This window comes from Streptosporangium sp. NPDC049078, assembly GCF_040648855.1.
Taxonomy (GTDB): Bacteria; Actinomycetota; Actinomycetes; order Streptosporangiales; family Streptosporangiaceae; genus Streptosporangium.
This window is the reverse complement of the sequence record NZ_JBEZEL010000004.1, coordinates 364,577-386,855: the sequence shown is the minus strand read 5'-3', so window position 1 is coordinate 386,855 and position 22,279 is coordinate 364,577. Positions and strand designations below refer to the sequence as shown.

21 protein-coding genes are annotated in these 22,279 nt (G+C 69.6%); 20 read left to right on the top strand and 1 reads right to left on the bottom strand.

The genetic code is table 11. From position 1 onward, the window contains the following. The first annotated feature begins 97 nt into the window (after positions 1-97). From AB0B90_RS08800 to AB0B90_RS08705, 20 genes are all read left to right on the top strand, one after another. The gene (locus AB0B90_RS08800; RefSeq protein ID WP_362921733.1) at positions 98-1,708 is read left to right on the top strand and encodes an enoyl-CoA hydratase-related protein; all 1,611 of its coding nucleotides are present in this window, start codon (positions 98-100) and stop codon (positions 1,706-1,708) included. Then, positions 1,705-2,457: an enoyl-CoA hydratase gene (locus tag AB0B90_RS08795; RefSeq protein WP_362921731.1), complete on the top strand. Its 753-nt coding sequence runs from the start codon at positions 1,705-1,707 to the stop codon at positions 2,455-2,457. The genes AB0B90_RS08800 and AB0B90_RS08795 overlap by 4 nt, the downstream gene beginning before the upstream one ends. 159 nt (positions 2,458-2,616) lie before the next feature. Then, a complete protein-coding gene (locus tag AB0B90_RS08790; RefSeq protein WP_362921729.1) occupies positions 2,617-3,696 on the top strand; it encodes a phosphotransferase in 1,080 nt (359 codons plus the stop codon). Between the two features lie 48 nt (positions 3,697-3,744). Further along, a complete protein-coding gene (locus tag AB0B90_RS08785) occupies positions 3,745-4,725 on the top strand; it encodes a hypothetical protein (protein WP_350948786.1) in 981 nt (326 codons plus the stop codon). A 345-nt stretch (positions 4,726-5,070) separates the two neighbouring features. Beyond that, positions 5,071-6,120 carry an ABC transporter substrate-binding protein gene (locus AB0B90_RS08780; protein ID WP_350948785.1) on the top strand — a complete coding sequence of 350 codons (1,050 nt, stop codon included), beginning with the start codon at positions 5,071-5,073 and terminating at the stop codon, positions 6,118-6,120. A gap of 3 nt (positions 6,121-6,123) precedes the next feature. Beyond that, on the top strand, positions 6,124-6,966 hold the full coding sequence (locus AB0B90_RS08775) for an ABC transporter ATP-binding protein (protein WP_362902901.1): 843 nt from the start codon (positions 6,124-6,126) through the stop codon (positions 6,964-6,966). Then, positions 6,963-7,865, top strand: a complete 903-nt coding sequence (locus AB0B90_RS08770) for an ABC transporter permease (protein ID WP_350948783.1) — start codon at positions 6,963-6,965, stop codon at positions 7,863-7,865. Before AB0B90_RS08775 ends, AB0B90_RS08770 begins: the two co-directional genes overlap by 4 nt. Beyond that, positions 7,865-8,986 carry a phosphotransferase gene (locus tag AB0B90_RS08765; RefSeq protein WP_362921726.1) on the top strand — a complete coding sequence of 374 codons (1,122 nt, stop codon included), beginning with the start codon at positions 7,865-7,867 and terminating at the stop codon, positions 8,984-8,986. Before AB0B90_RS08770 ends, AB0B90_RS08765 begins: the two co-directional genes overlap by 1 nt. A gap of 4 nt (positions 8,987-8,990) precedes the next feature. Continuing rightward, entirely contained in the window at positions 8,991-9,947 is a 957-nt protein-coding gene (locus AB0B90_RS08760) for a hypothetical protein (RefSeq protein ID WP_350948781.1), read from the top strand. Positions 9,948-10,101: 154 nt separating this feature from the next. Further along, positions 10,102-11,169, top strand: coding sequence for a hypothetical protein (locus AB0B90_RS08755; RefSeq protein WP_350948780.1), 1,068 nt, complete (start codon positions 10,102-10,104; stop codon positions 11,167-11,169). Between the two features lie 15 nt (positions 11,170-11,184). Then, on the top strand, positions 11,185-11,709 hold the full coding sequence (locus tag AB0B90_RS08750) for an aromatic-ring-hydroxylating dioxygenase subunit beta (protein WP_350948779.1): 525 nt from the start codon (positions 11,185-11,187) through the stop codon (positions 11,707-11,709). Continuing rightward, complete coding sequence (locus tag AB0B90_RS08745; protein ID WP_350948778.1) at positions 11,706-12,512, top strand: SDR family oxidoreductase; 807 nt, start codon at positions 11,706-11,708, stop codon at positions 12,510-12,512. The genes AB0B90_RS08750 and AB0B90_RS08745 overlap by 4 nt, the downstream gene beginning before the upstream one ends. A gap of 223 nt (positions 12,513-12,735) precedes the next feature. Continuing rightward, positions 12,736-13,452 (top strand): hypothetical protein, encoded by a 717-nt coding sequence (locus AB0B90_RS08740; RefSeq protein ID WP_362921723.1) that lies wholly within the window; start codon positions 12,736-12,738, stop codon positions 13,450-13,452. A gap of 41 nt (positions 13,453-13,493) precedes the next feature. Further along, the gene (locus AB0B90_RS08735; RefSeq protein ID WP_350948776.1) at positions 13,494-14,810 is read left to right on the top strand and encodes an aromatic ring-hydroxylating dioxygenase subunit alpha; all 1,317 of its coding nucleotides are present in this window, start codon (positions 13,494-13,496) and stop codon (positions 14,808-14,810) included. Positions 14,811-14,880: 70 nt separating this feature from the next. Continuing rightward, the gene (locus AB0B90_RS08730; protein WP_362921720.1) at positions 14,881-15,999 is read left to right on the top strand and encodes an acyl-CoA dehydrogenase; all 1,119 of its coding nucleotides are present in this window, start codon (positions 14,881-14,883) and stop codon (positions 15,997-15,999) included. A gap of 60 nt (positions 16,000-16,059) precedes the next feature. Continuing rightward, positions 16,060-17,256 carry an acyl-CoA dehydrogenase gene (locus AB0B90_RS08725; protein ID WP_350948774.1) on the top strand — a complete coding sequence of 399 codons (1,197 nt, stop codon included), beginning with the start codon at positions 16,060-16,062 and terminating at the stop codon, positions 17,254-17,256. After that, a complete protein-coding gene (locus AB0B90_RS08720) occupies positions 17,253-18,383 on the top strand; it encodes an acyl-CoA dehydrogenase family protein (protein ID WP_362921718.1) in 1,131 nt (376 codons plus the stop codon). Before AB0B90_RS08725 ends, AB0B90_RS08720 begins: the two co-directional genes overlap by 4 nt. Positions 18,384-18,394: 11 nt before the next feature. Next, positions 18,395-19,591 (top strand): acyl-CoA dehydrogenase family protein, encoded by a 1,197-nt coding sequence (locus tag AB0B90_RS08715; RefSeq protein WP_362921716.1) that lies wholly within the window; start codon positions 18,395-18,397, stop codon positions 19,589-19,591. A gap of 22 nt (positions 19,592-19,613) precedes the next feature. Beyond that, the gene (locus AB0B90_RS08710) at positions 19,614-20,339 is read left to right on the top strand and encodes a nitroreductase (RefSeq protein WP_362921714.1); all 726 of its coding nucleotides are present in this window, start codon (positions 19,614-19,616) and stop codon (positions 20,337-20,339) included. A gap of 435 nt (positions 20,340-20,774) precedes the next feature. Next, positions 20,775-21,854 carry a hypothetical protein gene (locus tag AB0B90_RS08705; protein ID WP_362921712.1) on the top strand — a complete coding sequence of 360 codons (1,080 nt, stop codon included), beginning with the start codon at positions 20,775-20,777 and terminating at the stop codon, positions 21,852-21,854. Positions 21,855-21,974: 120 nt separating this feature from the next. On the opposite strand, the gene AB0B90_RS08700 is transcribed toward AB0B90_RS08705, so the two are convergent. Beyond that, entirely contained in the window at positions 21,975-22,247 is a 273-nt protein-coding gene (locus tag AB0B90_RS08700) for a hypothetical protein (RefSeq protein WP_350948769.1), read from the bottom strand. Positions 22,248-22,279 lie beyond the last annotated feature (32 nt).

Sequence of the window (22,279 nt, the reverse complement as noted above, 5' to 3'; positions counted from 1 at the left end):
GGTGAGATCAAGCCCGTCCCACGGCCCGTCCAGCGGTCCGTCCGGCGATCCGGCCGGTGTTTCACCTCAGAGTCGGCACGGGAAGGAGCGCAGCGGTTTGACCGCCGAGACCGCGATCCGCTGGGAGCGCGACGACCATGGTGTGGTCACGCTCACCATGGACGACCCACATCAGAGGGTCAACACACTCAACGAGCTGTTCATCCGGTCGTTCGCGGCCGTGATCGACCGGTTGGAGGCCGAGCGCGACACCGTCATCGGGGTCGTGCTCACCTCCGCCAAGAAAGGCTTCCTCGCCGGTGGCGACCTCAAACGGCTCGTCCGGATCGGCCCCGCCGACCGGCAGGCGTTCCTCGACGATCTCGAACTGCGCAAGTCCCGGATGCGACGGCTGGAGAGGCTGGGACGCCCTGTCGTCGCGCTCGTCGAGGGCGGCGCCTTCGGCGGTGGCCTGGAACTCGCCCTGGTCTGCCACCACCGGATCGCGCTGGACTCCACCGAGGTGATGGTGGGGCTGCCCGAGGTGACGCTGGGGCTGCTACCGGGAGGTGGCGGCATCACCCGTACCACCCGGCTGATCGGCCTGCCGCGTGCCCTGCGACTGCTGGTCGGCGGCACCAGGCTGAACGCCCGCCAGGCTCACGGACTCGGCCTGATCGACGACCTCGCCGCCTCGCGCGCCGAGGCGCTGGAGAAGGCCCGCGCCTGGATTCTGGCCAACCCCGACGCGACCCAGCCGTGGGACCGGGGCCGACCGGCGGCGTTCGGTGACGAGGCCGGTGAGGACCCGGTCGTGCCGCAACCGGCGCGCGACCTCGCCCCCGCCGTCGCCACCATCCGCGAGGTCGCGGCCATCGCGGCGAGTGCCGACGTCGACACGGCCCTGCGTGCCGAGAGCGAGGGACTGGCCGACCTCGTCGTCTCCGACGCGGCGCGGGCGACCATCGCGGTGGCCTTCTTCGACACGGTCCGGACCCGATCGCGGCTGCGTCAGGCAGCCGGGAACGCACCGGCCCGCACACCGGTGCTGGTGGTCGCCGGGCCGGTGGGCCGCCGGACACTCGCCGCCGGCGGAATCGCGTCGGTGGCCGTCGTCAGCGACGGTGACGCCGCAGGGCTGTCCCGGCTGCGCGCCGAGGAGGGCAACGTCGTGCTCACCGTCGCCGAGCCGGGCGTCGAGCCGCCCGCCGGTGATCCGGTGCTCTGGATAGCCCCGGACCGCCTGGGCGACGGCGGATACGTCATCGAGTACGCGGCCGCGGACGAACCGGTCGACGACGTCGTCGCGCGGCTCGCGCGCACCGGAGCACTGGCGGTGCCGCTGGCCGACGGGGAGCGCGAGGGGTTCGGAGGTCGCGTCGCGGAGGCCGTGAGGGCCGCCGCCGACGAGGCGCGCCGTGCCGGGACCGACCCGGCCGTGATCGAGCGGGCGCTGGTCGTGGCGGGACTGCGGCCCGCGCCGCTGACCGCCGCCCCCTTCGCGCGAGAGCCGGTGGTGACCGAGGAGGAGGCAGGTCTGGGCAGGCGTTTCGTCGACGCGGCGGTGGCCACGGCGGTGAGGCTGTGTGATGAGGGTGTGCTGCGCCACGCCGACGACCTGGACGTGGCCTCGGTACGCGCCGGAGGTGTTCCCGCCTGGACGGGAGGCGCCGGCCGCTGGTCGGCGGACGTCCGACAGAGAAGCAGAGAGAAGGAAGAAGAACGATGACCGAGTTCACGAAGCTCACGGCCGACGGCCCGATCCGGCACCTGATGCTCGACGCGCCGCAGCGGCGCAACGCCCTCAACCTGCCGATGCTGCGGGAGATCGCGGAGGCGGTCCGGACGGTGGCCGCCGACGACGAGGCCCGCGCGCTGGTGGTGAGCGGCGCGGGCAAGGCGTTCTGCGCCGGCGCCGACCTGAACACCATGTTCGGAGACATCGACCGGAGACCGGCGGAGATCCGCGAGGACCTCAAGCGGGTGTACGCGTCGTTCCTCGGTATCAAGGATCTGACGATCCCCACGATCGCGGCGGTAGGCGGGGTGGCGGTAGGTGCGGGCGTGAACATCGCCCTGGCCTGCGACATCGTGATAGCCGGCCCGCGGGCGAAGTTCGCGCTGACCTTCGCCGAGATCGGGCTGCACCCGGGGGGCGGGTCGAGCTGGTTCCTGACCCGCAGCATGGGGACCGGGCGGGCGATGTGCGCACTGCTGGGTGCGGAGGTGCTCGACGCCGGGCAGGCGTACGAGACGGGCCTGGCGACCCGGCTCGCGGACGATCCGCTGGCCGAGGCGACGAGCCTGGCCCGGCTTTACGCGCGGCGTGACCCCGCGCTGGTGCGGGACCTGAAGCGGGCCGTCCAGATGTCGCAGGCCGCGGATCTGGACACGGTGCTGGAATTCGAGTCGTGGGCACAGGCGTCGGCCGTGACCAAGTCCCGCTTCCAGGAGTACATGGCGGACTTCCTGAGATAACCGGCTGAGACGACGCGGGGAGCACCGGATGAGTGAGACCACCGCGCTCACCGGCCCTCGCGGATTCGTTCCGGGAACCGGAACGGTGGCTTGAGGCCTGGCACGCACTGCCCGCACCCTGACCGGGAGCCACCCGGCAGCACGTTGCGAGGAGATGACATGGCGTTCCCCCGTACCTCGTCGGAGATCACTCTGCCCTGGCTGGCCGAGCTGCTCCGCGAACACCATCCGGACGCGGCGGCGCCGGTGGCGTTCGAGACGACCCCCCTGAAGTCCGGGGTCGGCGAGATGGGAACCCTCGTCCGTGTCGGCCTCGGCTACGCCGACGGAGACCAGGGCGGACCCGTGAGCCTCATCGCCAAGTTCGCCACCGACAACGAGCACCACCGCGAGCGGGCCCGGAGCATCCGGCTCTACGAGCGCGAGGTGCGCTTCTACCGGGAACTCGCCGCGCATGTGCCGGCCCGGGTGCCCCACGCCTACCTCGCCGCCGTCGATGACGACAGCGCCCGCTACTGCCTGGTCCTGGAGGACTTCTCCGACCATATTCCCGGCGACGAGGTGCGCGGCTGCACGCCGGGGGAGGCGGCCCTGGCGGTGGCCGAGGTCGCCAAGGTCCACGCCGCGTTCTGGAACCGCACCGATGGCCCCGAACTGGCGTGGGTCCCTCGCCACGACGGCGTCTTCGCCGCCAACCGCCACCGGGCCGTCATCCAGGGATGGCCGAACATGATCGCCAATCATGAGGCGCGGTTCGGCGACCAGGTCCGCGCCTACGAGCAGGCGTACGTCCAGGCCTTCCCCCGGTTGCTGCGTCTGATGGCGCGGCAACCGGTCACCTTCGTCCACGGCGACCTGCGCATGGACAACCTGCTGTTCGGCCGATCCGGCCGGCCCGATCCGGTGGTCCTGCTCGACTGGCAGGGCAGTGTCGTCGGCCGCGGCGTCCAGGACGTCGCCTACCTGGTCACCCACAGCATGACCACGAACGACCGGCGCGCCGCCGAGAGCGAGCTGATCGACCTTTACGTACGCACCCTCAACGACGCCGGGGTCGACTACCGCCGTGACGAGGCCGAGGAGCACTACCGCCTCGCCATGCTGTTCATCTTCTCCATCGTCGTCGGTATCACCGGGGGCATGAACAACAAGGACCCGCGCGCCATCGCGCGCAAGAAGGGACTGGTCGACCGCGCGTTGACGGCGATGGACGACTGGAAGGCCTGGGATCTGCTCTGAGCGCTCCCAGCACGGCAGAACCACTCACCACGAACCGAAGGACCATCCATGCTGCTTCCCGCCGACGAGTCGATCCACGAACCCCCCCAAAGTGAGGCCTGGCAGGAGAACTACCTGTTCCACGGCTGGGACGAGGCGTTCGGCAACGGGGTCTACCTGCATCTCCAGCACATCCCTGCCGAAGGTCTCGTGGACGTGCGCGCCGCCTCGTGTGTCGACGGCGTGCTGACCTCGACGGTCAGGCAGCAGGCGGGCAGCAGTGCTTTCGGCGCCGACGGCTTCGACGTCGACATCGCCGTGCCGTTCGAGAAGATGCGACTCGGTTATGACGGCCGTGGCCGGGTCGGTCTGGACGAGTCCGGCTGGCTCTGCTCCGGGGCGGGGGACTCCCCGTTCGGCTTCGACATCGAGATCGGCACCCGTTGTGCGCCGATCTCTTGGCGGCCGATCACCACCGAGCTGTTCCCGGTCGACCCGACCAACATCTTCACCGTCGCCGAGCACTACGAGGTCGGCTCGGTGTGGAAGGGCACGGTGTGGAGCGGCGGCCGGAAGATCGAGGCGAGCGGCCTGATGTGGCGTGACCACTCGTGGGGCCAACGCCGCTTCCGCAGCAACGCCGGATACTGGACGCCGGTCGTGCTCGACGGCGGGCGGCGCTTCCTCACCGCGCTGACCAAGCGCTATGAGGACACCTGGTACAGCTTCGCCGCCGAAGCCGTCGACGACCAGGTCGTCAACGTCTACACCGACTACCTCGTGCGGCAGAACACCGCCCACGGCGAGGTGTTCACCGACGCCAGTTCGCTCGCGGTACGCGACGAGCGGGTGACCCGCTTCGACATCGACGTCGTCCGGGTGATGGGCGCCCCCCGTAACTGGGACGTCAACGGCCTGCCGAACTGGGGCCTGGTCGACCACGTCGGGCACGTGCGCTCGGGCGATTCCGCGGGCATCGGCTCGTTCCAGACGGCCCCGGTGTCGACCGCGTCGATCATCAAGGCGTCGGGTTCCGGCGCGGTGCGCTGACCTGCGCGCTCAGAGCCGCGCCCGTGGTGTTTCCGCGATCCGGAGGAGAGGTTTCCCGGGCGTGGTAGCAGGCTGCCCTCTGACACGTCAGCCCCGGTCAAGAGGCTGTGTCGGGCCGGTGACGCCGATGTTCCAGTGCCCGGAACTTCTGGTGGCTGTGCGTATTCGGTCATCTTAGTGTCCCCCCAAGTGGTCCAGGGGGCGCTCGCGCAGCGCGGTCCCGTCGACCTCCGAGAGGCGACAAAGAACCTGGGGCGAGGTTCGGAAATCCAAGTCAGTACGCGACTCGGGGCAGGGCCGCGCGAAGCGGTGAGAAGCTCCCCGATTCCAAATGTGAGGCAGCGGATGTTCAAGCGTAAGAGAGTCTCAGCAATCCTCACGGCCGGTCTGCTGGCCGTCGTGACCCTGGCGGCCTGTGGCGGCTCCGATGACGAGGTTGCCACCGGTGCGGCCGGTGCCGCCGGCGAAACCAAGGTCCGGCTGCTGCTCGCCGCGGACACCACCGGTTTCGCCGACGTGATCACCGCCAAGAGCGCCGGCTACTTCGAGAAGAACGGGCTGAACGTCGAGTTCCTCCCCTACATCGCGAACTCGGGCACCCAGGTGCAGGCGGCCGTCACGGGTGACACCGACATCGTCGGCGGGGCGATCTCCGCGCTCTTCTTCGGCACCGCGAGCGATCGTGACGTCGTCGCCGTCGCCCGGGCGTCGAACACCCAGAACGGCGTCCTGCTCGTCAACAGCGACTTCGTCAAGGCGCAGGAGGCCAAGGGGGTCACCCAGGCGTCTTCGGTCGAGGAGCGCATCAAGGCGCTTGAGGGCGCCAAGTTCGGCGTCGCCTCCCGCGGTCCCGGTAGTGAGGCGTCGCTGCGGGCGCTGCTGCTGCACTACAAGGTTCCGTTCGGTGAGAACAGCTTCGTCGCCCTGGGCTCGCCCGCCGGCCTGGACTCCGGTCTGAAGGCCAAGCGCGTCGACGCGATCTACACCGGCCTGCCCGGTGGCCTCAATCCGGTCAAGAACGACTACGGCGCGATCTGGCTCGGCCCGGCGGACTATGCCGAGACCGGTGCCTGGGACGCGGGCAACATCGCCTACATGGCGGCCGGTCCGTGGGTCGAGCAGAACCGCGAGACGGTCAAGAAGTTCCTCGCCTCGCTCAACGAGGCCCGTCAGCTGCTCGCCGGTGACCCCTCCAAGGCCGCTGAGGCGTATCTGACGTTCTCGCCGAAGAACGACGCGGCGTCGGTCAAGGAGTCGTTCGAGATGGTCAAGGCGAACTACGAGGGAGACGCCAAGATGACCGAGAACTACTTCGAGAAGAACAAGGCGATCTACGAAATCTCCAGCGACAAGCCGTCGACCCTCACCTTCGCCGACGGTGTTTGGACGGAATAGGAGATGTCCTTCACCGGAACGCGGCAGACCACCACCGCCGGCGCCCAGACATCGGGCGCCGGCGGGGACGAGAACTTCCTCCGCGCCGAGAACGTCTCCGTCAAATTCGGCAAACGAGGCAAGAACGAAGTGCAGGCGCTGTCGAACGTCAGCCTCGGTATCCGGCGCGGGCGGTTCGTATGCTTCGTCGGGCCCAGTGGCTGCGGCAAGTCGACGCTGCTCAACGTCTTCGCGGGGCTCCTGCGCCAGACCGAGGGCCAGGTGTACTTCGACGGCAGGGAACTGGGCGGCGTCAACACCGGTGCCGGGTACATCACCCAGCACGACACCCTGCTCCCGTGGTCGACCGTCGAGTCGAACATCGAACTGGCGCTGCGGGTACGCGGCTACGGCAAGGCCGAGCGCAAGGCACGCGTCGAGCGGGCACTGGAGAGCGTCGGCCTGGAAGGTTTCCGTACCCTCTACCCGTCGCAGCTCTCCGGCGGCATGCGCAAGCGGGTGCTGCTGGCCCGTACGCTCGCCTACGAGCCGTCACTGATCCTGATGGACGAGCCGTACGGCGCGCTCGACGCACAGATGCGCCAGCGCCTCCAGACGCAGCTGCTGGAGACCTGGAGCGCCGGTGACAAGACGATCGTCTTCGTCACCCACGACCTGGACGAGGCTCTGCTGCTCGCCGACGAGATCGTCGTCTTCGCGGCGCGTCCCGGCCGGATCGTCTACCGCACCGAGGTGAACCTGCCCCGGCCGCGCGACCTCACGTCGCTCCGTACCGACCCGGGCTTCGGCGAGCTGTGGCAGGACCTGTGGAACCGGATGGACCACACGGCTCAGGAGGACGAATGAAAGGCAGAGTCGCGCCGGCCGAGGAGGCGGAACCGGCGCGGGCGCCCGCCGGCCGGCCGCCGGTCGCGGAGCCCGGCAAGCTTTCACAGCGCCGTACGATCGGCACCCGGGTGCGGGAACGGATCACGCCGCGCGCCTTGGTCGTCGGCGCCGGAAACATCGGGGTCCTGGCACTGCTCATCCTGGCCTGGCAGGTCTTCGCCGGTCGTCCCGGTGAAGGGCTCGCCATCGTCGACGAGTTCTACGTCGGCCGCCCCGGTGAGGCGTGGGCCGCGTTCGTCGGGTGGGTCGAGGACGGCACGCTGCTCACGAACACCGTCATCACCCTGCGCGAGACGCTGTACGGTTTCGCGATCGGTTGTTCCCTGGGCGTCCTGGCCGGTTTCGCGCTGGGCCTCAGCAACATCCTCGGCGACATCCTGCGGCCGCTGGTCATGGCGGCGAACACGATCCCGAAGCTGGCGCTCGCGCCGATGCTGATCATGTGGTTCGGCATCGGTGAGGCGTCGAAGGTCGCCGTCGCCGCCCTGCTGGTCTTCTTTCTCGTCTTCAACAACACCTACCAGGGTGTCCGTGAGGTCGACCAGCACCTCGTGAACGCGTTGAAGATGCTGGGCGCCTCGCGGATGCTCATCCTGCGGCGCGTCACGATTCCGTCCAGCCTGGTCTGGGTGGTGACCAGCATGCGGATCTCGGTGCCGTACGCGTTCCTCGGGGCCGTGGTCGGCGAGATGATGGCCGCCCAGGACGGGCTGGGCACGCTCATCCAGAAGTCCAGCAACGCTTTCCAGCCGTCCGCGATGGTGGCCGCGATCCTCGTGCTCATCGTCATGGCGCTGATACTCAACGCGGTGATCAGCGTGCTGGAGCGGGTGCTGTTGCGATGGAGGTACGTCTGATGAACCTCAAGAACGATGCCGCCCTCTCGCCGGCGACCGTCGCCGATGTCACGGCCGGCTGGCTTTCCCCGATCCTCGCCGCCGACGGGGTGGCCTCGCCGCCGACCGGTGTGCGTGTCCAACCCCTGGGGGAGGGCGTCGGTGAGATGTCCCAGGTGGCGCGGGTGCACCTCGACTACGGCCCGTCCGAGTCGGGCACCGGGCCGGACAGCGTCATCGTCAAGCTCTCCAGTTCGTTGCCCAAGCGCATCGAGATGGCCGTCGAGATGTCGACGTACAAGCGGGAGTTCCGCTTCTACGAGACCATCGGCGACGACAGCCCGCTGCGCTCACCTCGGTGCCACCACCGGGAGATCGACGACGACGGGGCCCGGTTCGTCCTGGTCATGGAGGACTTCCCGCATCACATCCCCGGCGACGACGTCGCCGGGTGCACCGTGGAGCAGGCCGCCCTCGCCCTGGAGTCGGTGGCCTCGCTGCACGCCCGGTACTGGCGCACTCAGGATCCGGTGCTGCATCGGACGTTCGCCCGGCACGACGCGAGCCACGGGCCGTCGATCGCGGCGAAGGTCGAGAGTGGCTGGGCCACGATGATCGCCGACTTCGGCGACCTGCTGCCGGAGCGGCTGCGCGGCATGCGTGACGAATATCTGGCAGCCCTGCGGTCGCTGCAGACCTGGCTGTCGGAGGACGCCACCATCGTGCACGGCGACTTCCGGCTCGACAACCTCATGTTCGGCCCGCCGGGACACCCGGACGCGTTCGTCGCCCTCGACTGGCAGGGCATCATGCGGGCCAAGGGCATCCAGGACGTGTCGTACCTGGTCACCCACTGCATGGACACCGAGGTCCGGCGACGCCACGAGCAGGATCTGCTCGGCGTCTACAGCGCCGCCCTCGGCCGGCACGGGGTCACCTACGGCCTGGAACAGGCCTGGCAGGAGCACCGGCTCGCGACGCTGCTGTTCTTCTCCTACGGGGTGGTCGTCTGCGGCTCGCTGAAGACGGACAACCCGCGGGCCCGCCGCCGCGCCGCCGGCCTCGTGCGGCGACTCGGCCAGACCCTGCTCGACCACGATTCGATCACGTTGATCGACGAGATCAACGCGAAGGGGGTGTGAGGTGATGGCGGAGTTGACCGGTGCCGACGAGTTCGCGCACGTTCCCGGCGAGGGCTCCTGGCAGGAGAACTACGCGTTCTACGGCGGCAACGCCGCGCTGACCGAGGGCCTCAGCCTGCACCTGCAGCACGTCGCCCGGGACGGGACCCTGGACGTACGCGCGGGGGTGACCGTCGGCGGCGTTTCCACGACCACCACCACGCACAGCTCCGGTGAGGACTGTTTCGCCTCACCCGGGCTCACCGTGGAGGTCGTCGAACCGTTCCGGCGATGGCGGCTGCGCTACGAAGGCCGCGGCTTCGTCGGGCCGGACGCCGACGGCTGGTACTTCACCCAGGACGGCGACGTGCCATTCGGCTTCGACGTGGAGTTGACGACCCGGCACCACCCGGTCTTCGTCTCCGAACTCGCCGCCAAGTTGTTCGCCGACGATCCGGGCGCCCGCGAGATGGGCATCTGGTTCGTCGCGAACCACTACCAGGCCGGCGCCGAATGGACCGGCAGGCTGTTCAGCGGTGACACGGTCACCGAGGCGTCGGGGCTGCTGGTGCGTGATCACACGTGGGGTCCGCGCGACATCAGGATCGACGACATCTTCTGGACGCCGATGGTCTTCGACGGCGCCCGGCGCTTCGTCGCCTCCAGCTGTGCCCTCTACGACGGGGTTTGGCGCAGCTACTTCATCGAGGCCGACGAGACCGGCATCGTGCACGTGCTCCCGGACTACCGGGTCCGCACGAACGCCGTCGCGTCCAGGCCGGCGTTCACCGCGGCCGACTCCATCGCCGTCGGCGACGGAGTCGTGCGCCGCTTCACCCATCCACGCGGCGTACACGTTCCGGCCGGGCGTAAGAAGACCTTCCAGGGCAGCACCCGCGGCCTGGTCAACTTCCTGGCCGAGGTGCACTCCGACGCGTCCGTGGGGTTCGGCACGGTCCAGTACGTGCCGATCAGGCCCTGACCCTCGATGACCCTCGATGACCCTCGATGGGTTCCGGACACCAGAACGTGAAGTGGTCTGCTGCCGAGGAACCCCGGAGCATGGCCCCACGTGACAACCGGCCGTCCGTACGCGACCCGGGCGGTCCGCGTTCCCGACTCGCAGAGGATTCAACATGGCAGACGTGATCGGTCTGGGCATGACCCACTACCCGATGGTGGCCACGGACAACGCGAACATGGCGAGCCTGCTTCGCGGAACGCTGAAGGACCCCGACATCCCGGCCGACCGCAAGGATCCGGAGAACTGGTCCGAGCAGGCGCGGCGTGAATGGGGCGACGACGCCGGTGCCGCCGCGGCGCAGGGGCACCGTGAGGCGCTGCGCGCCGGCTTCGACCGCATCCGGGCCGAGCTCGACGAGTTCCGGCCGGACGTGATGGTGGTCTGGGGCGACGACCAGTACGAGAACTTCCGCGAGGAGGTCGTCCCGTCGTTCTGCGTGCTGGCCTACCAGGACACCGTCGTGGACCCGCTGGCGCTGCTCCGCAAGCGCAACCATCCGAACGCGTGGGGCCTGCCCGACGAGGGCCAGAGCTTCGTCATGCGGGGCCGGCCGGACTTCGCCAAGCGGCTCGTCACCGACGTGATCAACTCAGGTTTCGACATCGCCTACTCGTACGAGAAACGTAGCGGGATCAACTTCCCGCACGCCTTCGCCAACACCCAGCTCTTCCTCGACTGGGACAACGTCGGCAAGGAGTTCCCGTACCCGATCGTGCCGATCGCGGTGAACTGCTACGGCGAGCACGTCATCGCCCGCCAGGGCGGCATCGCCCGCTTCGCCGACATCAACGCCGGTGAGGACCTGGACCCGCCGGGGCCGTCGCCGCTGCGCTGCTTCGAGCTGGGCCGGGCCGTCGGCCGGTCCGTGCGCGCCGGCGGTCGGCGAGTGGCGCTGGTCGCCTCGTCGAGCTGGTCGCACGCCTTCCTCAACGACAAGGACTGGCACCTGCGTCCGGACACCGAGGCCGACCTGCGGCTCTACGAGGCCATGGTGGCGGGCGACTACGACACCTGGCGCGCGGCCACCACCGGCGAGGTCGTCGCGGCGGGCCAGCACGAGATGCTGAACTGGTTCTGCCTGCTCGGGGCCATGTCGGAGCTGGGACTGGAGCTGCGGTGGAGCGAATTCGTCACCACCGAGGTCTTCAACTCCAACAAGGCGTTCGCCGTCTACCGCTGAGCGGAGGAACATCCCATGACTGAGACGACAACCGTGAGGCCGGCCGCTGCCCCGGTCTCCGACGCGGAGCTGCGCGCGGTGGAGCGGTACCTGTTCCAGGACGCCGATCTGCTCGACGAATGGCGGTTGCACGAGTGGCTCGGGCGTTTCGCCCTCGAATGCCGCTACCTGGTGCCCTCAACCGACCTGCCGGACGGAGATCCGAGCCGGCACCTGTTCCTGGTGCAGGACGACCGGTTCCTGCTGGAGCAGCGGGTGAACTCGCTGCTGACCCGGTCGGCGCACGCCGAGTACCCGCATTCGAAGACGCGGCGGCTGATCACCAACATCCGGGCCGTCGACGAGGGCGACGACCGGCTGACGGTGCACGCCAACTTCGCGATCTATCGCACGCGCCCGGGGGTGTTCGACACCTACGTCGGCCGGTACCGGCACGTGCTGCGCCGCGACGCCGAGCACGGCTTCGTCTTCATCGAGCGACGGGCGGTCCTGGACCTCGACACGCTGCGCCCGCAGGGAAAGGTGAGCATCATCCTGTGAACAGGTTGGCGGGACGTATCGCGATCGTGACCGGTGCCAGCCCGAACATCGGCGGCGCGCTGGCCCGCGGGCTGGCGGCCGAGGGCGCCAAGGTCGTCTGCACGGATCTGTCGGCGGACACCGCCGAGGCGTGCGCGAAGAGCATCGTCGAGGCCGGGGGGCAGGCGCTGGCCGTGGCCGGCGACGTCACCGACCCGGCGCACAGCGAGGAGGCCGTCGCCCTGGCGGTCTCGAACTGGGGCGGGGTCGACATCCTCGTCAACAACGCCGTTCTGTTCAACCAGAAAGGCATCCTGACGATGCCGATCGAGCAGTACCGGCGTCAGCTGGACGTCATTCTCTCCGGCGCCTTCCTGTTCACCCGCGCCGCCGCGAAGGCGATGATCGCCGCCGGTTCGCCGGGCAGCGTCGTCAACGTGCTGTCGACGGCGGCATGGCAGGGGCAGCCGGGCAACATCGGGTACTCGACCGGCAAGAGCGGTCTGATCAACTTCACCCGGTCGGCGGCGATGGAACTGGCCGAGCACCGCATCCGGGTGAACGCCTTCACCCCGACGGCGACCAAACCGGTCGACCCGGTCAGCATCGAGAGGACGGCGAAGATCAAGGCGACCTCGGCCCGCGACTACACGATGGATTTCGCGGGCCTGATGCCGTGGCATCGGCTTCCGGTGCCCGATGACTACGTGCCGACGGTGGTCTTCCTGGCCTCGGACGAGTCCGCCATGATCAACGGAACGAACATCACCGTCGACGCGGGCGCCACGGCCAAGTACTGGCCCTGGAACCCGCACGGTGCCTAGGTCACGCGCCGGTGCCGGGCCATGAGGATCTTGGCACCTGCCGGGCGCCGCGCCCCGCTCGGACAGGGAGCGGACACCGGTTCGCCGCAGAGTTCCGGCCGCTGAGACGGTAGATGGAACGGGACGCCGCGCACTGCGAGAGTGACGTCGTCGCCGTTCTCCGACGACGTCAGCGAGATCCTCCCGCCGCTGCCGGGAGAGTGAGCGAAGGAGTGCCTCGAAGGTGGACGCCTTGATCCGGATCAAGCCGGCGCGACGCACGGTCGTCGTCGGGACCCGGACCATCCGGGCCGAACAGATCCATCTGGGCGGTGCCCTCCGGGGTGCCGCGCTGGTCCTGTGCGACGCGGGCGACCTCGGCCCGGACAGTGAGGCCGTCGCCAACGACCTGCTCATGCAGGGGTACGAACCGCTGGTCGCCGAGATCGACGGCGACACGGCGGAGCGGGATCACCGCGCGGACATCGGCGCGTTGCTCGATGTTCTCGCCGAGCGCGGCTGGGAACACCAGCAGGTCGGGGTCCTGGGCTACGGCACCGGCGCGCGAGTGGCCCTCACCGCGGCCTTCGGTTTCGATCTCGGCGCCGTCGTCAGCATCTCGTCGGCGGCGGCCGATGTCGCCGCTCACGCGCTCCATCTGCTCGACCGGCCCGCGGTCATGCGCGTCCCCTGGCTGGGACTGTTCGCCGGCACCGCGACACAGGCCGCCGGCACGCTGGCCGATCTGCGGCGCAGGCTGCGCGCGGACGCTCCGGTGTACACGCGGGTGGTCGGCTACGCGGACGGGTCGGCGTGGCCGCACCTCGACGATCGCGACGCGGTCGATCACGCGGCCTCCTTCGACTCCTGGCAGAGGGCGATGGAGTGGCTGAACCTCCGGGTCGTCCCGCGACCCACCGAGCTCGCTCTGGCATGGGCACGGCGGCAGGCGAACGAATGACCGCCGCCGAGCCCGGAGCACGATTGGAGAATCGAGTTTCCATGTACATCGACGATGACCGGACCAAACCGCGATTCAGGGTCCACCGGTCGGTGATGGTGGACACGGAGGTCTTCAGGCTCGAGAAAGAGAAGATCTTCAACCACACCTGGTTGTACGTCGGTCACGAGTCCGAGCTGTCCAAGCCGAACGACTTCAAGACCCGTTCGGTCGGTGGACGGCCACTGATCTTCGCCAGGAACAACAAGGGTGAGATCAAGGTCTGGATCAACTCGTGCCCGCACCGCGGTGCCCTTCTCTGCCGGGAGCCGAAGGGCAACGCCCGATTCATGACGTGCTTCTACCACGGCTGGGCGTTCTCGATCTCCGGTGAGATGGTGTCGCTGCCCGGCGACCAGTCCTACGGCCCCGACTTCGAACGCCCGTCGCTCACCGCGGCCCCCAGGATCGACTCCTACCGCGGGTTCGTCTTCGTCTCCTTCGACCCCGACATCGTCGACCTGAAGACCTACCTGGCCGGTGCCGCCGAATACCTGGACCTGATCTGTGACCAGTCCGAGGTCGGCATGCAGGTGATCGAGGGCACCCACGAGTATTCGGTCCGGGCCAACTGGAAGCTGCTCGTCGAGAACAGCTACGACGGCTACCACGCGGTCACCGCCCATCAGCGCTACTTCGAGATGGTCAAGGCCGCCCGGGGCAGCCTCGACGGCTCGGCACTGGGCAAGTCCTCGGCGATCGACCTGGGCAACGGCCACGCCGTCATCGCCGGGGCCGTCTCCGCCCTCGACACGTTCGGCCGGCCGCTGTCGGAGGAGGGCCGGCGGGAGAAGGCCGAGCGGCTCGGGCGGCTGCGCCAGATCCACGGCGACGCCTGGGTCGACAGGATGGAGGGCGCCCGCAACTTGGTGATCTTCCCGAACCTGGTGGTCATCGACCTGACCATGGGCGTCGTGATCCGCAAGATCGACCCGCTGGCACCGGACCACATGGAGGTCACCGGCTGGGAGCTGGTCCCGCCGGAGGAGGGCGACGACCTCAGGCGTCAGCGGCTCGACAACTATCTGACGTTCTGGGGGCCGGGCGGCCTCGCCACCCCTGACGACGTCGAAGCCCTGGAAGCCTGCCAGCGAGGTTTCGCCGCCTTCCAGGAACTGTCCTGGTCGGACATCTCCCGCGGCATGGCGAAGCCCGACCCGTCCGGCTCCGACGAACTGCAGATGCGCACCTGGTGGCGGCAGTGGAACCGGCTCGTCACCGGTGAGCGACTCCCTCCGGAGGAGCACGCCCCGCTGGCGCCACACTACTCGGGCCGATCCATCCTGCGCGCGGATCTGGAGGCCAGCCCCACCTCCTGACCTCGATCCCGAGGACACCCGCCCGACCTCCGAACTATCCCCCCGCGTCATCGAAGGATGTGAAACGCCGATGTTCGATCTTTCACCCACCGCCGCCCAGCAGAGCGCGGTGGAGGAACTACGCAGCTTCCGCCCCCGGATCAGAGAGATCGCCCGAGAGGTCAACCGCACCGGGAGGCTCCCCGCCGATCTGAGGACCGACCTGAGCCGTGCCGCCGGGGCGACGCCGGAGGCCGTCGCCGACGGCAGCTCCGTGCTGCTGGACCCGGTCGGCCTCGTTCTCGTCGCCGAGGAACTCGCCATCGCCGACGCCGGAACCGCACTGGAGATCATCGGTGCCGCCCAGGCGCAACTGCTCGCCGCGGCCCTCGGCGACAGCGCCGCCGTCGAGCGCGTCGGCGCCCTGCGGGCCTTCGGTGACGTGGCCCTCGGTCTGTACGAGGGCTACGGCCGGGCCCCGTCCGAGTACCGGCTGCGCGCGGAACGGCAGGGCGACCGGTGGTCGCTGACCGGCCGCAAGGACCCGGTGTCGCACGGCGCCGACGCCTCCGCCGTCCTGCTCGCGGGCCGCACCGACGACGACGCCTCCGCCGCCTTCCTCGTCGAGGCAGCCGGTGTGCAGGTCGAACGCGACGACCGCAAGGAGGGCAAGCTCGCCCTCGGCCTGGTCGCCTCCGCGGCCGTGCGCGTCGACGGCGCGACGGTGCCCGCCACCGCTCGGATCGGTGCGAGCGCCGAGGAGTTCACCGTGCTGCGCGCGTTCAACACGCAGCGCCTGCTCGTCCCCGCCGTCTCCATCGGACTGGGCCAGGCCGCCGTCGACACCACCGCCGAGTGGGTGTCCGGACGCAAGGTGCGCGGTGCCGCCCTCGGCCGCAACCAGGGAGTCATGTTCCCGCTGGTCGACGCGGGCATCGCGCTCAGCCGGGCCCGGCTGCAGATCTGGGACCTCGCCTCCCGGCTCGCCGAGTTCGACACCGGAGCCGTACTGGAACGCCGCGTCGGCCGTGCCGTCGCCGCCGCCTGCGCCGCCGGCACCCAGGCCGCCCGAATCGCCTGCAACACGATGGGCTGGCGCGGCCTGAGCCAGCAGTTTCTCGCCGAGGCCCGCTACCGGGACGCCGGTGTGCTCTCGGCCGTCGACTTCGACGTGCTCCACCACAACGTCCCCGTCATCGAAGCGGCCTGAGGTTCCTCCTCTCGACCGGCGAAGCGACCACCGATCCCTGCGGAGCAAAGGAATTCAGCGATGGCGATCTCCCTCAAACCCTCTCAGAAGACCGTCGAACTCGTCGAGCTGACCCGCCGCTGGTCGCTCGACGTCGTCCGCCCGTACGCGCGCGAAGCCGACACCAACGAGATCTACCCCGACGTGCCCGAGGTCATCGAGGCCTGTCCGCTCGACGTGGCCCCCGTCGGGTTCGCCACCCTGCGAGACGACGAGTACGTCGACCGGGCCCACACCCTGAAGACCGACATCGAGTTCGGCCCCAACGTGCTGTCGGTCTTCATGACCGAACCGCTGTCACAGGGCGACTCGTGGGCCTGGCAGATGCTGCACGGCGGCACCGTCTCCGAGGACTTCATCAACCTCATCGGCACGCCCGAGCAGGTCGAGAAGTGGTGCACCGGCGAGCACGTGCTCACCGCCATCGCCATGACCGAGGACCAGAGCGGCACCGACCTGGCCGGCATCCAGACCACCGCCGTGCGCGACGGCGACGAGTGGGTGCTCAACGGCAAGAAGGTCTTCATCTCCAACCTGCTCGAATGCGAGTGGATCGTGCTGCTCGCCACGATCGACCCGGAGGCCGGCAGTGCCGGGGTCCGCGCGTTCATCCTCGACAGGGACGACATAGCGAAGTTCGACGTCACCACCGACAAGGAAGACAAGATCGGGTTCCGGTTCATCCGGAACGCGACGTTCGAACTGCACGACATCCGCATCCCGTTCGACCGTTGCGTCGGCGGTCCTGAGGCCCCCGGCGTCGCCGCCGCCCTCGGTGTCTTCTCGAAGAACCGGGCTACCTGCGCCGTCTGGGGCACCAGCATCGCCCGAGGCTGCCTGGGCTTCACCGAGCAGTGGATCGACGAACGAGCCGAGGAGTACTCCCCGGCGCGGCTCACGCGCATCCGCGCCGACTTCGCCGAGATGCACGACACCCTCGACGACGTCGTGCGCCTGGCGCTGAAGTCCGCCTGGCTCAAGGACAGGGGCGAGAACGCCGCCGCGACGGCCTGTGAGGCCAAGGCCGTCACACCGAAACTCGCCGAGTCGATCGTCCTGCGCTGCCTTCAGCTCGTCGGCGCGGAAGGCGCCTCCGAGCGGCACCTGCTGGAGAAGTGGTACCGCGACATCAAGATGACCGACGCCATGCTCGGCCCCGGTCAGGTCCAGCGTCGCAGCGTGGCGCAGATGCTGCTGCGCGGGGGAGCGGGCCGGTGAGCGCGTCGTTCGATCTGACCCTGCCCGACGAGGTCGTCGCCATGCGGCAGGCCGCGCGCGGCCTCGCGCTCGGCCGGCTCGACGCGGTCGCCCGCGAGGTCGACACGACCGGGCAGGTGCCCGCCGATGTGGCCGGGCACCTGCGCGACATGGGCTTCACCTGCGTCGTCGACAGCGAGTTCGGTGGCGGCGGTGTCCCCGACACCCACGCCCAGCTGATCGGCGTCGAGGCACTGGCTCACGGCGATCCGTCGATCGTCGGCGCGGAGGTGTTCACCGGCGGCGGAGCGCTGCTGCTCAGCCTGCTCGGCACCGCCGGGCAACGGCGGCGCTTCCTGCCAGGGGCCGCCGCCGGCTCGGCCGCCGCGCCGGCGGTGGCGCTCTACGAACGCTTCGAGCCCTCTCCGCGCGCCTATGACACAGAGATCACCCGGATGCCCGACGGCCGCTACCTGGTACGCGGCGAGAAGGTCGCCGTCGCCCTGGGCGGCGGGGCCGATCATGTGATCGTGGTGGGCCGTGACCCTGAACAGAACGTGTTGCGGGCCGCCGTCGTCGCACTCGCCGACATCGAGGTGGCGAACGCGCCGGCCCAGGGCCATCTGGCGATGTCCAGTGCCGGGCTGACCCGAATCCGATTCGACGTCACCGTCGACGCCGACACGCTGCTGCGCGACGAGGCCGACGGTGTCACCCTCGCCCAGGCGGTCGCGCGGACCAGGCTGCTCCCGGCCGCCGTCGCGCTGGGCGGGGCGACCCGGGCTCGCGAGTACGCCACCCGTTACGCCACCGAACGCGTCGCGTTCGGCCGGCCGATCATCTCCTTCCAGGGGGTGTCGTTCACCCTCGCCGACAACCACATGCAGCTCGACGCGGCCCGGCTGGGTCTGTGGAGCATCGCGACGGTACTCGACGGGCTCGACGACGACCGGCTCGCCGACGAGGTCGGCCGCACCGTCGCCGAATGCCACGCGGCGGCGACGACGGCGACCCGCGACGCGATCCAGATGCTCGGCGGGCACGGGTTCCTCACCGACCACCCGGTCGAGCTCTGGTACCGCTGCACCGCCCTGCTGTCGACGATCGACTGTGATCCACGCTTCACCCGGTTCGCGCCGGCCGTCTGAGGGAGCCACACATGGTGAATCTGGAGCTCAGCCCGGAGCTGCGGCGCTACGAGCGAGAACTGCGCGAGTGGTCGGTGGGGATGGTGCGCCCGCACGCCCGCAAGGCCGACACCGACCACGAGCCACCCGCGAACTGGAAGGAGATCATCGACTCCTGCCCGGTGCCACTGTCGAAGAACACCGCTCCGGCCGGTGCCGCCGATCACCCCGAGGATCTGCCTACCTTCCCCGACGGGGAGCTGATGCGTGGCCTCGTGCAGTACGAGATGCTGAACTACGGCGACATCTGGGCCATGCACTGCATGGGCGGCGGCATCGCCCACATCGTGGTGCGGATGCTCGGCACCGAGGAACAGTCGAAGCGCTGGTACGAACCGATCATCAGCGGTGGTGGCACGACCGGTTTCGCGCTCACCGAGCCGCAGTTCGGCTCGGACACCAGCATGATCCAGACACGGGCCGTTCGTGACGGTGACACCTGGGTGCTCAAGGGCCAGAAGATCTTCTGCAGTCACGGTGCCTCCGCCGACTTCGTCGTCGCGTTCGCCACGACGGACCCGGCGCGCGGCGCCGCCGCGTCGGAGGCGTTCGTCGTCGAGCGAGGCACCCCCGGCTTCGAGATCATCCGGGCCAACGAGGACAAGCTCGGCCTGCGTTCCTGGGAGACCTCGCAGCTCGGCTTCGACGACTGCCGGATCCCGCTGGAGAACCGGCTCGGTTACGTCCCCGGTGCCGACGGCACCGCGGGCGGTGGGCGGCTGGGCGCGCTCAGCGTGCTCAACAACAACCGCCCCAACGTCGGCAGCATGGCCATCGGCATCGCCCAGGCCGCCCTGGACGTCACCGTCGAGGTGCTGGCCGATCAGCGGCACGGCTACAGGCCGCACCGCTGGTCGGCGATCCAGGACGATCTCGACGCCATGTCGGCGGCGCTGGAACGGGGCCGCCGGATGTGCCGCCGCGCCCAGTGGATGCGCGGGCAGGGCCTGCCGAACAGGCTGGAGGCCTCCGCGGCGAAGGCGTTCTCGCCGGGCACCGCCGAACGCGTCGTCCGCCGCTGCATGCAGATCCTCGGCCCGGACGGGGCCAGTACGGACCTGCTGCTGGAGAAGTGGTACCGGGACTTGAAGATCCTGGACATCTTCGAGGGCACCGGGCAGGTCCAGCGCATGGTTGTCGGCAAGGAACTGGCGAAGCAGGCCGGATAGGAGTCGGGTCGAGTTGCGGGCCATGAATGTCAACGAGGGGGAGCGTGGTGTGTCGGCGGAGGGCGGGGAGCCCGCTCGACTCGACGATGTGCTGGAGCGGATCCTGGCCGGACGCCACAGCCACCGGGCCTTCCGTTCCGAGCAGGTGCCGCCGGAGCTGATCGAGCGGATGTTCGCCCTCGCCCAGCGCACCGCCTCCTGGTGCAACTCCCAGCCATGGCAGGTGATCCTCACCAGTGGTGAGGCGACCGAGCGGTTCCGTACCGTGCTGTACGAGGCGGCCTCGACTCGTGACGGCAGTTCGGACATTCCACAACCGCAGGAGTACCGGGGCGTTTACCGGATACGACGGCGGGAGGCGGGCCACGGGCTCTACGAGAGCCTGGGGATCGACCGGAAGGACTTCGAGGCGCGAAGGCGCCAGGGCATGGAGAACTTCCGCTTCTTCGGCGCGCCCCATGTCGCAGTGATCACATCGGAGCGGTCACTCGGTCCCTACGGCTACATCGACTGCGGCGCGTACGTATCCGTGCTCCTGCTGGCCGCCGAGAGCCTGGGGATCGCGGCGGTCGCGCAGGGCGCGATCGCGATGCACTCCGACACCGTGCGCGCGCACTTCCGGATTCCCGACGACCGGATGATCGTCTGCGGTGTCTCCTTCGGCTACGCCGACGAGGAGCACCCGGCGAACCTTTTCCGCACCGGCCGAGAGGAACCGACGAACGTGGTCGACCGGCGCGACCGGTGACCGTGGAGGGTCGGTCTTTCATCGCTTTTCTTTGTCTTTGCGGCCTGCTGCTGATAACGGATCGGTAAGACCGTACTGTCATGGGCCGCATACAGTGTGTGATTTTGCCAGGGTGGGAGGGCGAACCGCGGGACGGGAGGCGAGATGCACGATGAGCATGATCGGACTCACGGTCACGGCCTCACGGCGAGACCGCGAGGGCGCATGCCGTACGGCGATCCGCCGCCCCGGCAGCCGTCGCCGTCCGCCGGGCAGCCGCCTTCCGAGCCGTCGCACGCCCCAGAGGCGCCGAGTGCCATCGGAGTCCCGGATCCCCCTGAGCCGCCGGAGCCGGCCCAGCCTCCGCGCCCCGTGCGGCCTCCAGGGTCCCGGGCGCCCGTAGGGCCGCCCTCTCCTCCTGAGCCGTCGGAGTGGCCGGAGTGGGAAGAGGCGACGGTGCCGCGCGGACCCGCGCGGCACCGCAAGGACGAGTGGGACGGGGCGAGCGGTGGCGTCGCCCCCCGTTCGCCGGTCCGCGACTCCCGGTCATACCTCGACAGCAGGCCGTTCTCGATGCCCCCGCCTCCCGGTCCGTGGCGGCGGCCGTGGTCGCGTCTGTCGCGCGACCAACTCCTGAGGCCCGCGCTGATCGCGGGGTTCCTCGCCGCGGCGGGGGTCGGCGTCTGGTCGTCGGGATGGTCCCCGTGGGACGGCGTTCCCACCGCGGGCACGTCGCCCGCGTCTTCCGGGGAGGGCGTTCTCCTGGGGCACGACATGGTGATCACCGCCTCGCGAGCCCCCGGAGTGGACGCGAAGACCCCGCCGGGGGTTCGCGAGGGCGACGAGGGAGGGGACGCGAAGGTCCGGAGAGGGAGAGCCTCCGAGGGAGGGGCGGGACCGGACGCGAAGGCCCCGCGGGGTGGGGATCGCGGGGAAGGGAAGAGGCCGGGCCATGAGAGGGCCGGTGCGGCAGGCGGTGGGAACGGGAAGGTCTCCGCCCCCGCCCCGGTGGGGGTGCTCCCGGCGGACCGCGCCCCCTCCTCCGCCAGGGACGCCAGAAACGAGTGGGTCGAGCGGGTGGAGCGGGCAGGAGCCGCCAAGAAGCCGGCCGAGCGGCACGCACGGCACCGCGAGGGCGATTCCGCGCGGGCCGCCGCCGGGGCGGAGACGGGGCGGGCGAAAGAAGGCGCGGGGCAGGAGAGCGGGCGCGGGGCCGCGTCGAAGGCCGGTGCGGGACGGGGGAACGCGAGCGGCGGGCGAGGGGACGGAAGCGCCGGGCGCCGAGCGAGGGACGCCGGTGGGACGGCGGGACGGTCGCGCTCCGAGGCGCGGGAGGACGGGGCACAGCCCCGGGCGGGCAGGACGGGGGCACCGGCCACCGGGTCGCCGCCGCCCTCGGCCTCCAGGAGCAGGCCGTCGTCCGGGGGCGGCATCAGCGCCGGCTACGCCTGCCGTCATCTGTCCTCCACGGACTGGCGCCACGCCTACTGCGTACAGGTATGGAACGACTACAGAAACAGAAACGGCCTGCGTTGACCCGCTTTCCGCGGGTGACTTCGGTTGACGCGGAGTGATGATTAACCGCCGGACCGGATCGGACAAGGCCGCTGACCCGCGGCGATGCGGAGCGCAAGAAAAACGGGCACGAATATGTTTTCATCCTGAGCGCCGGATGATCGTCGCGTCGGCTCGCAGCCCCGATCTCATCGAAGGATCCGCCGCATGGAAGGGGGGTGGTTCGGACGTTTCCGCGTCGGTGGGCCTGACCTGGGAAGCCTTGACAGGGGGTTTACAGGCAATTTCCGGCGTGTTAAAAATCTGTAACTCGTGCAGCGGGTCGCGAAAAACCAGATTGTTGGTTGTCGCGGCATCGTTGGTTTTCACGGTTCCGTTCTCGGAGACGGCACCCTCCGAGAACGCGCGCACCACCGCACGAATCCGGTATCACCGCACCACCGCAC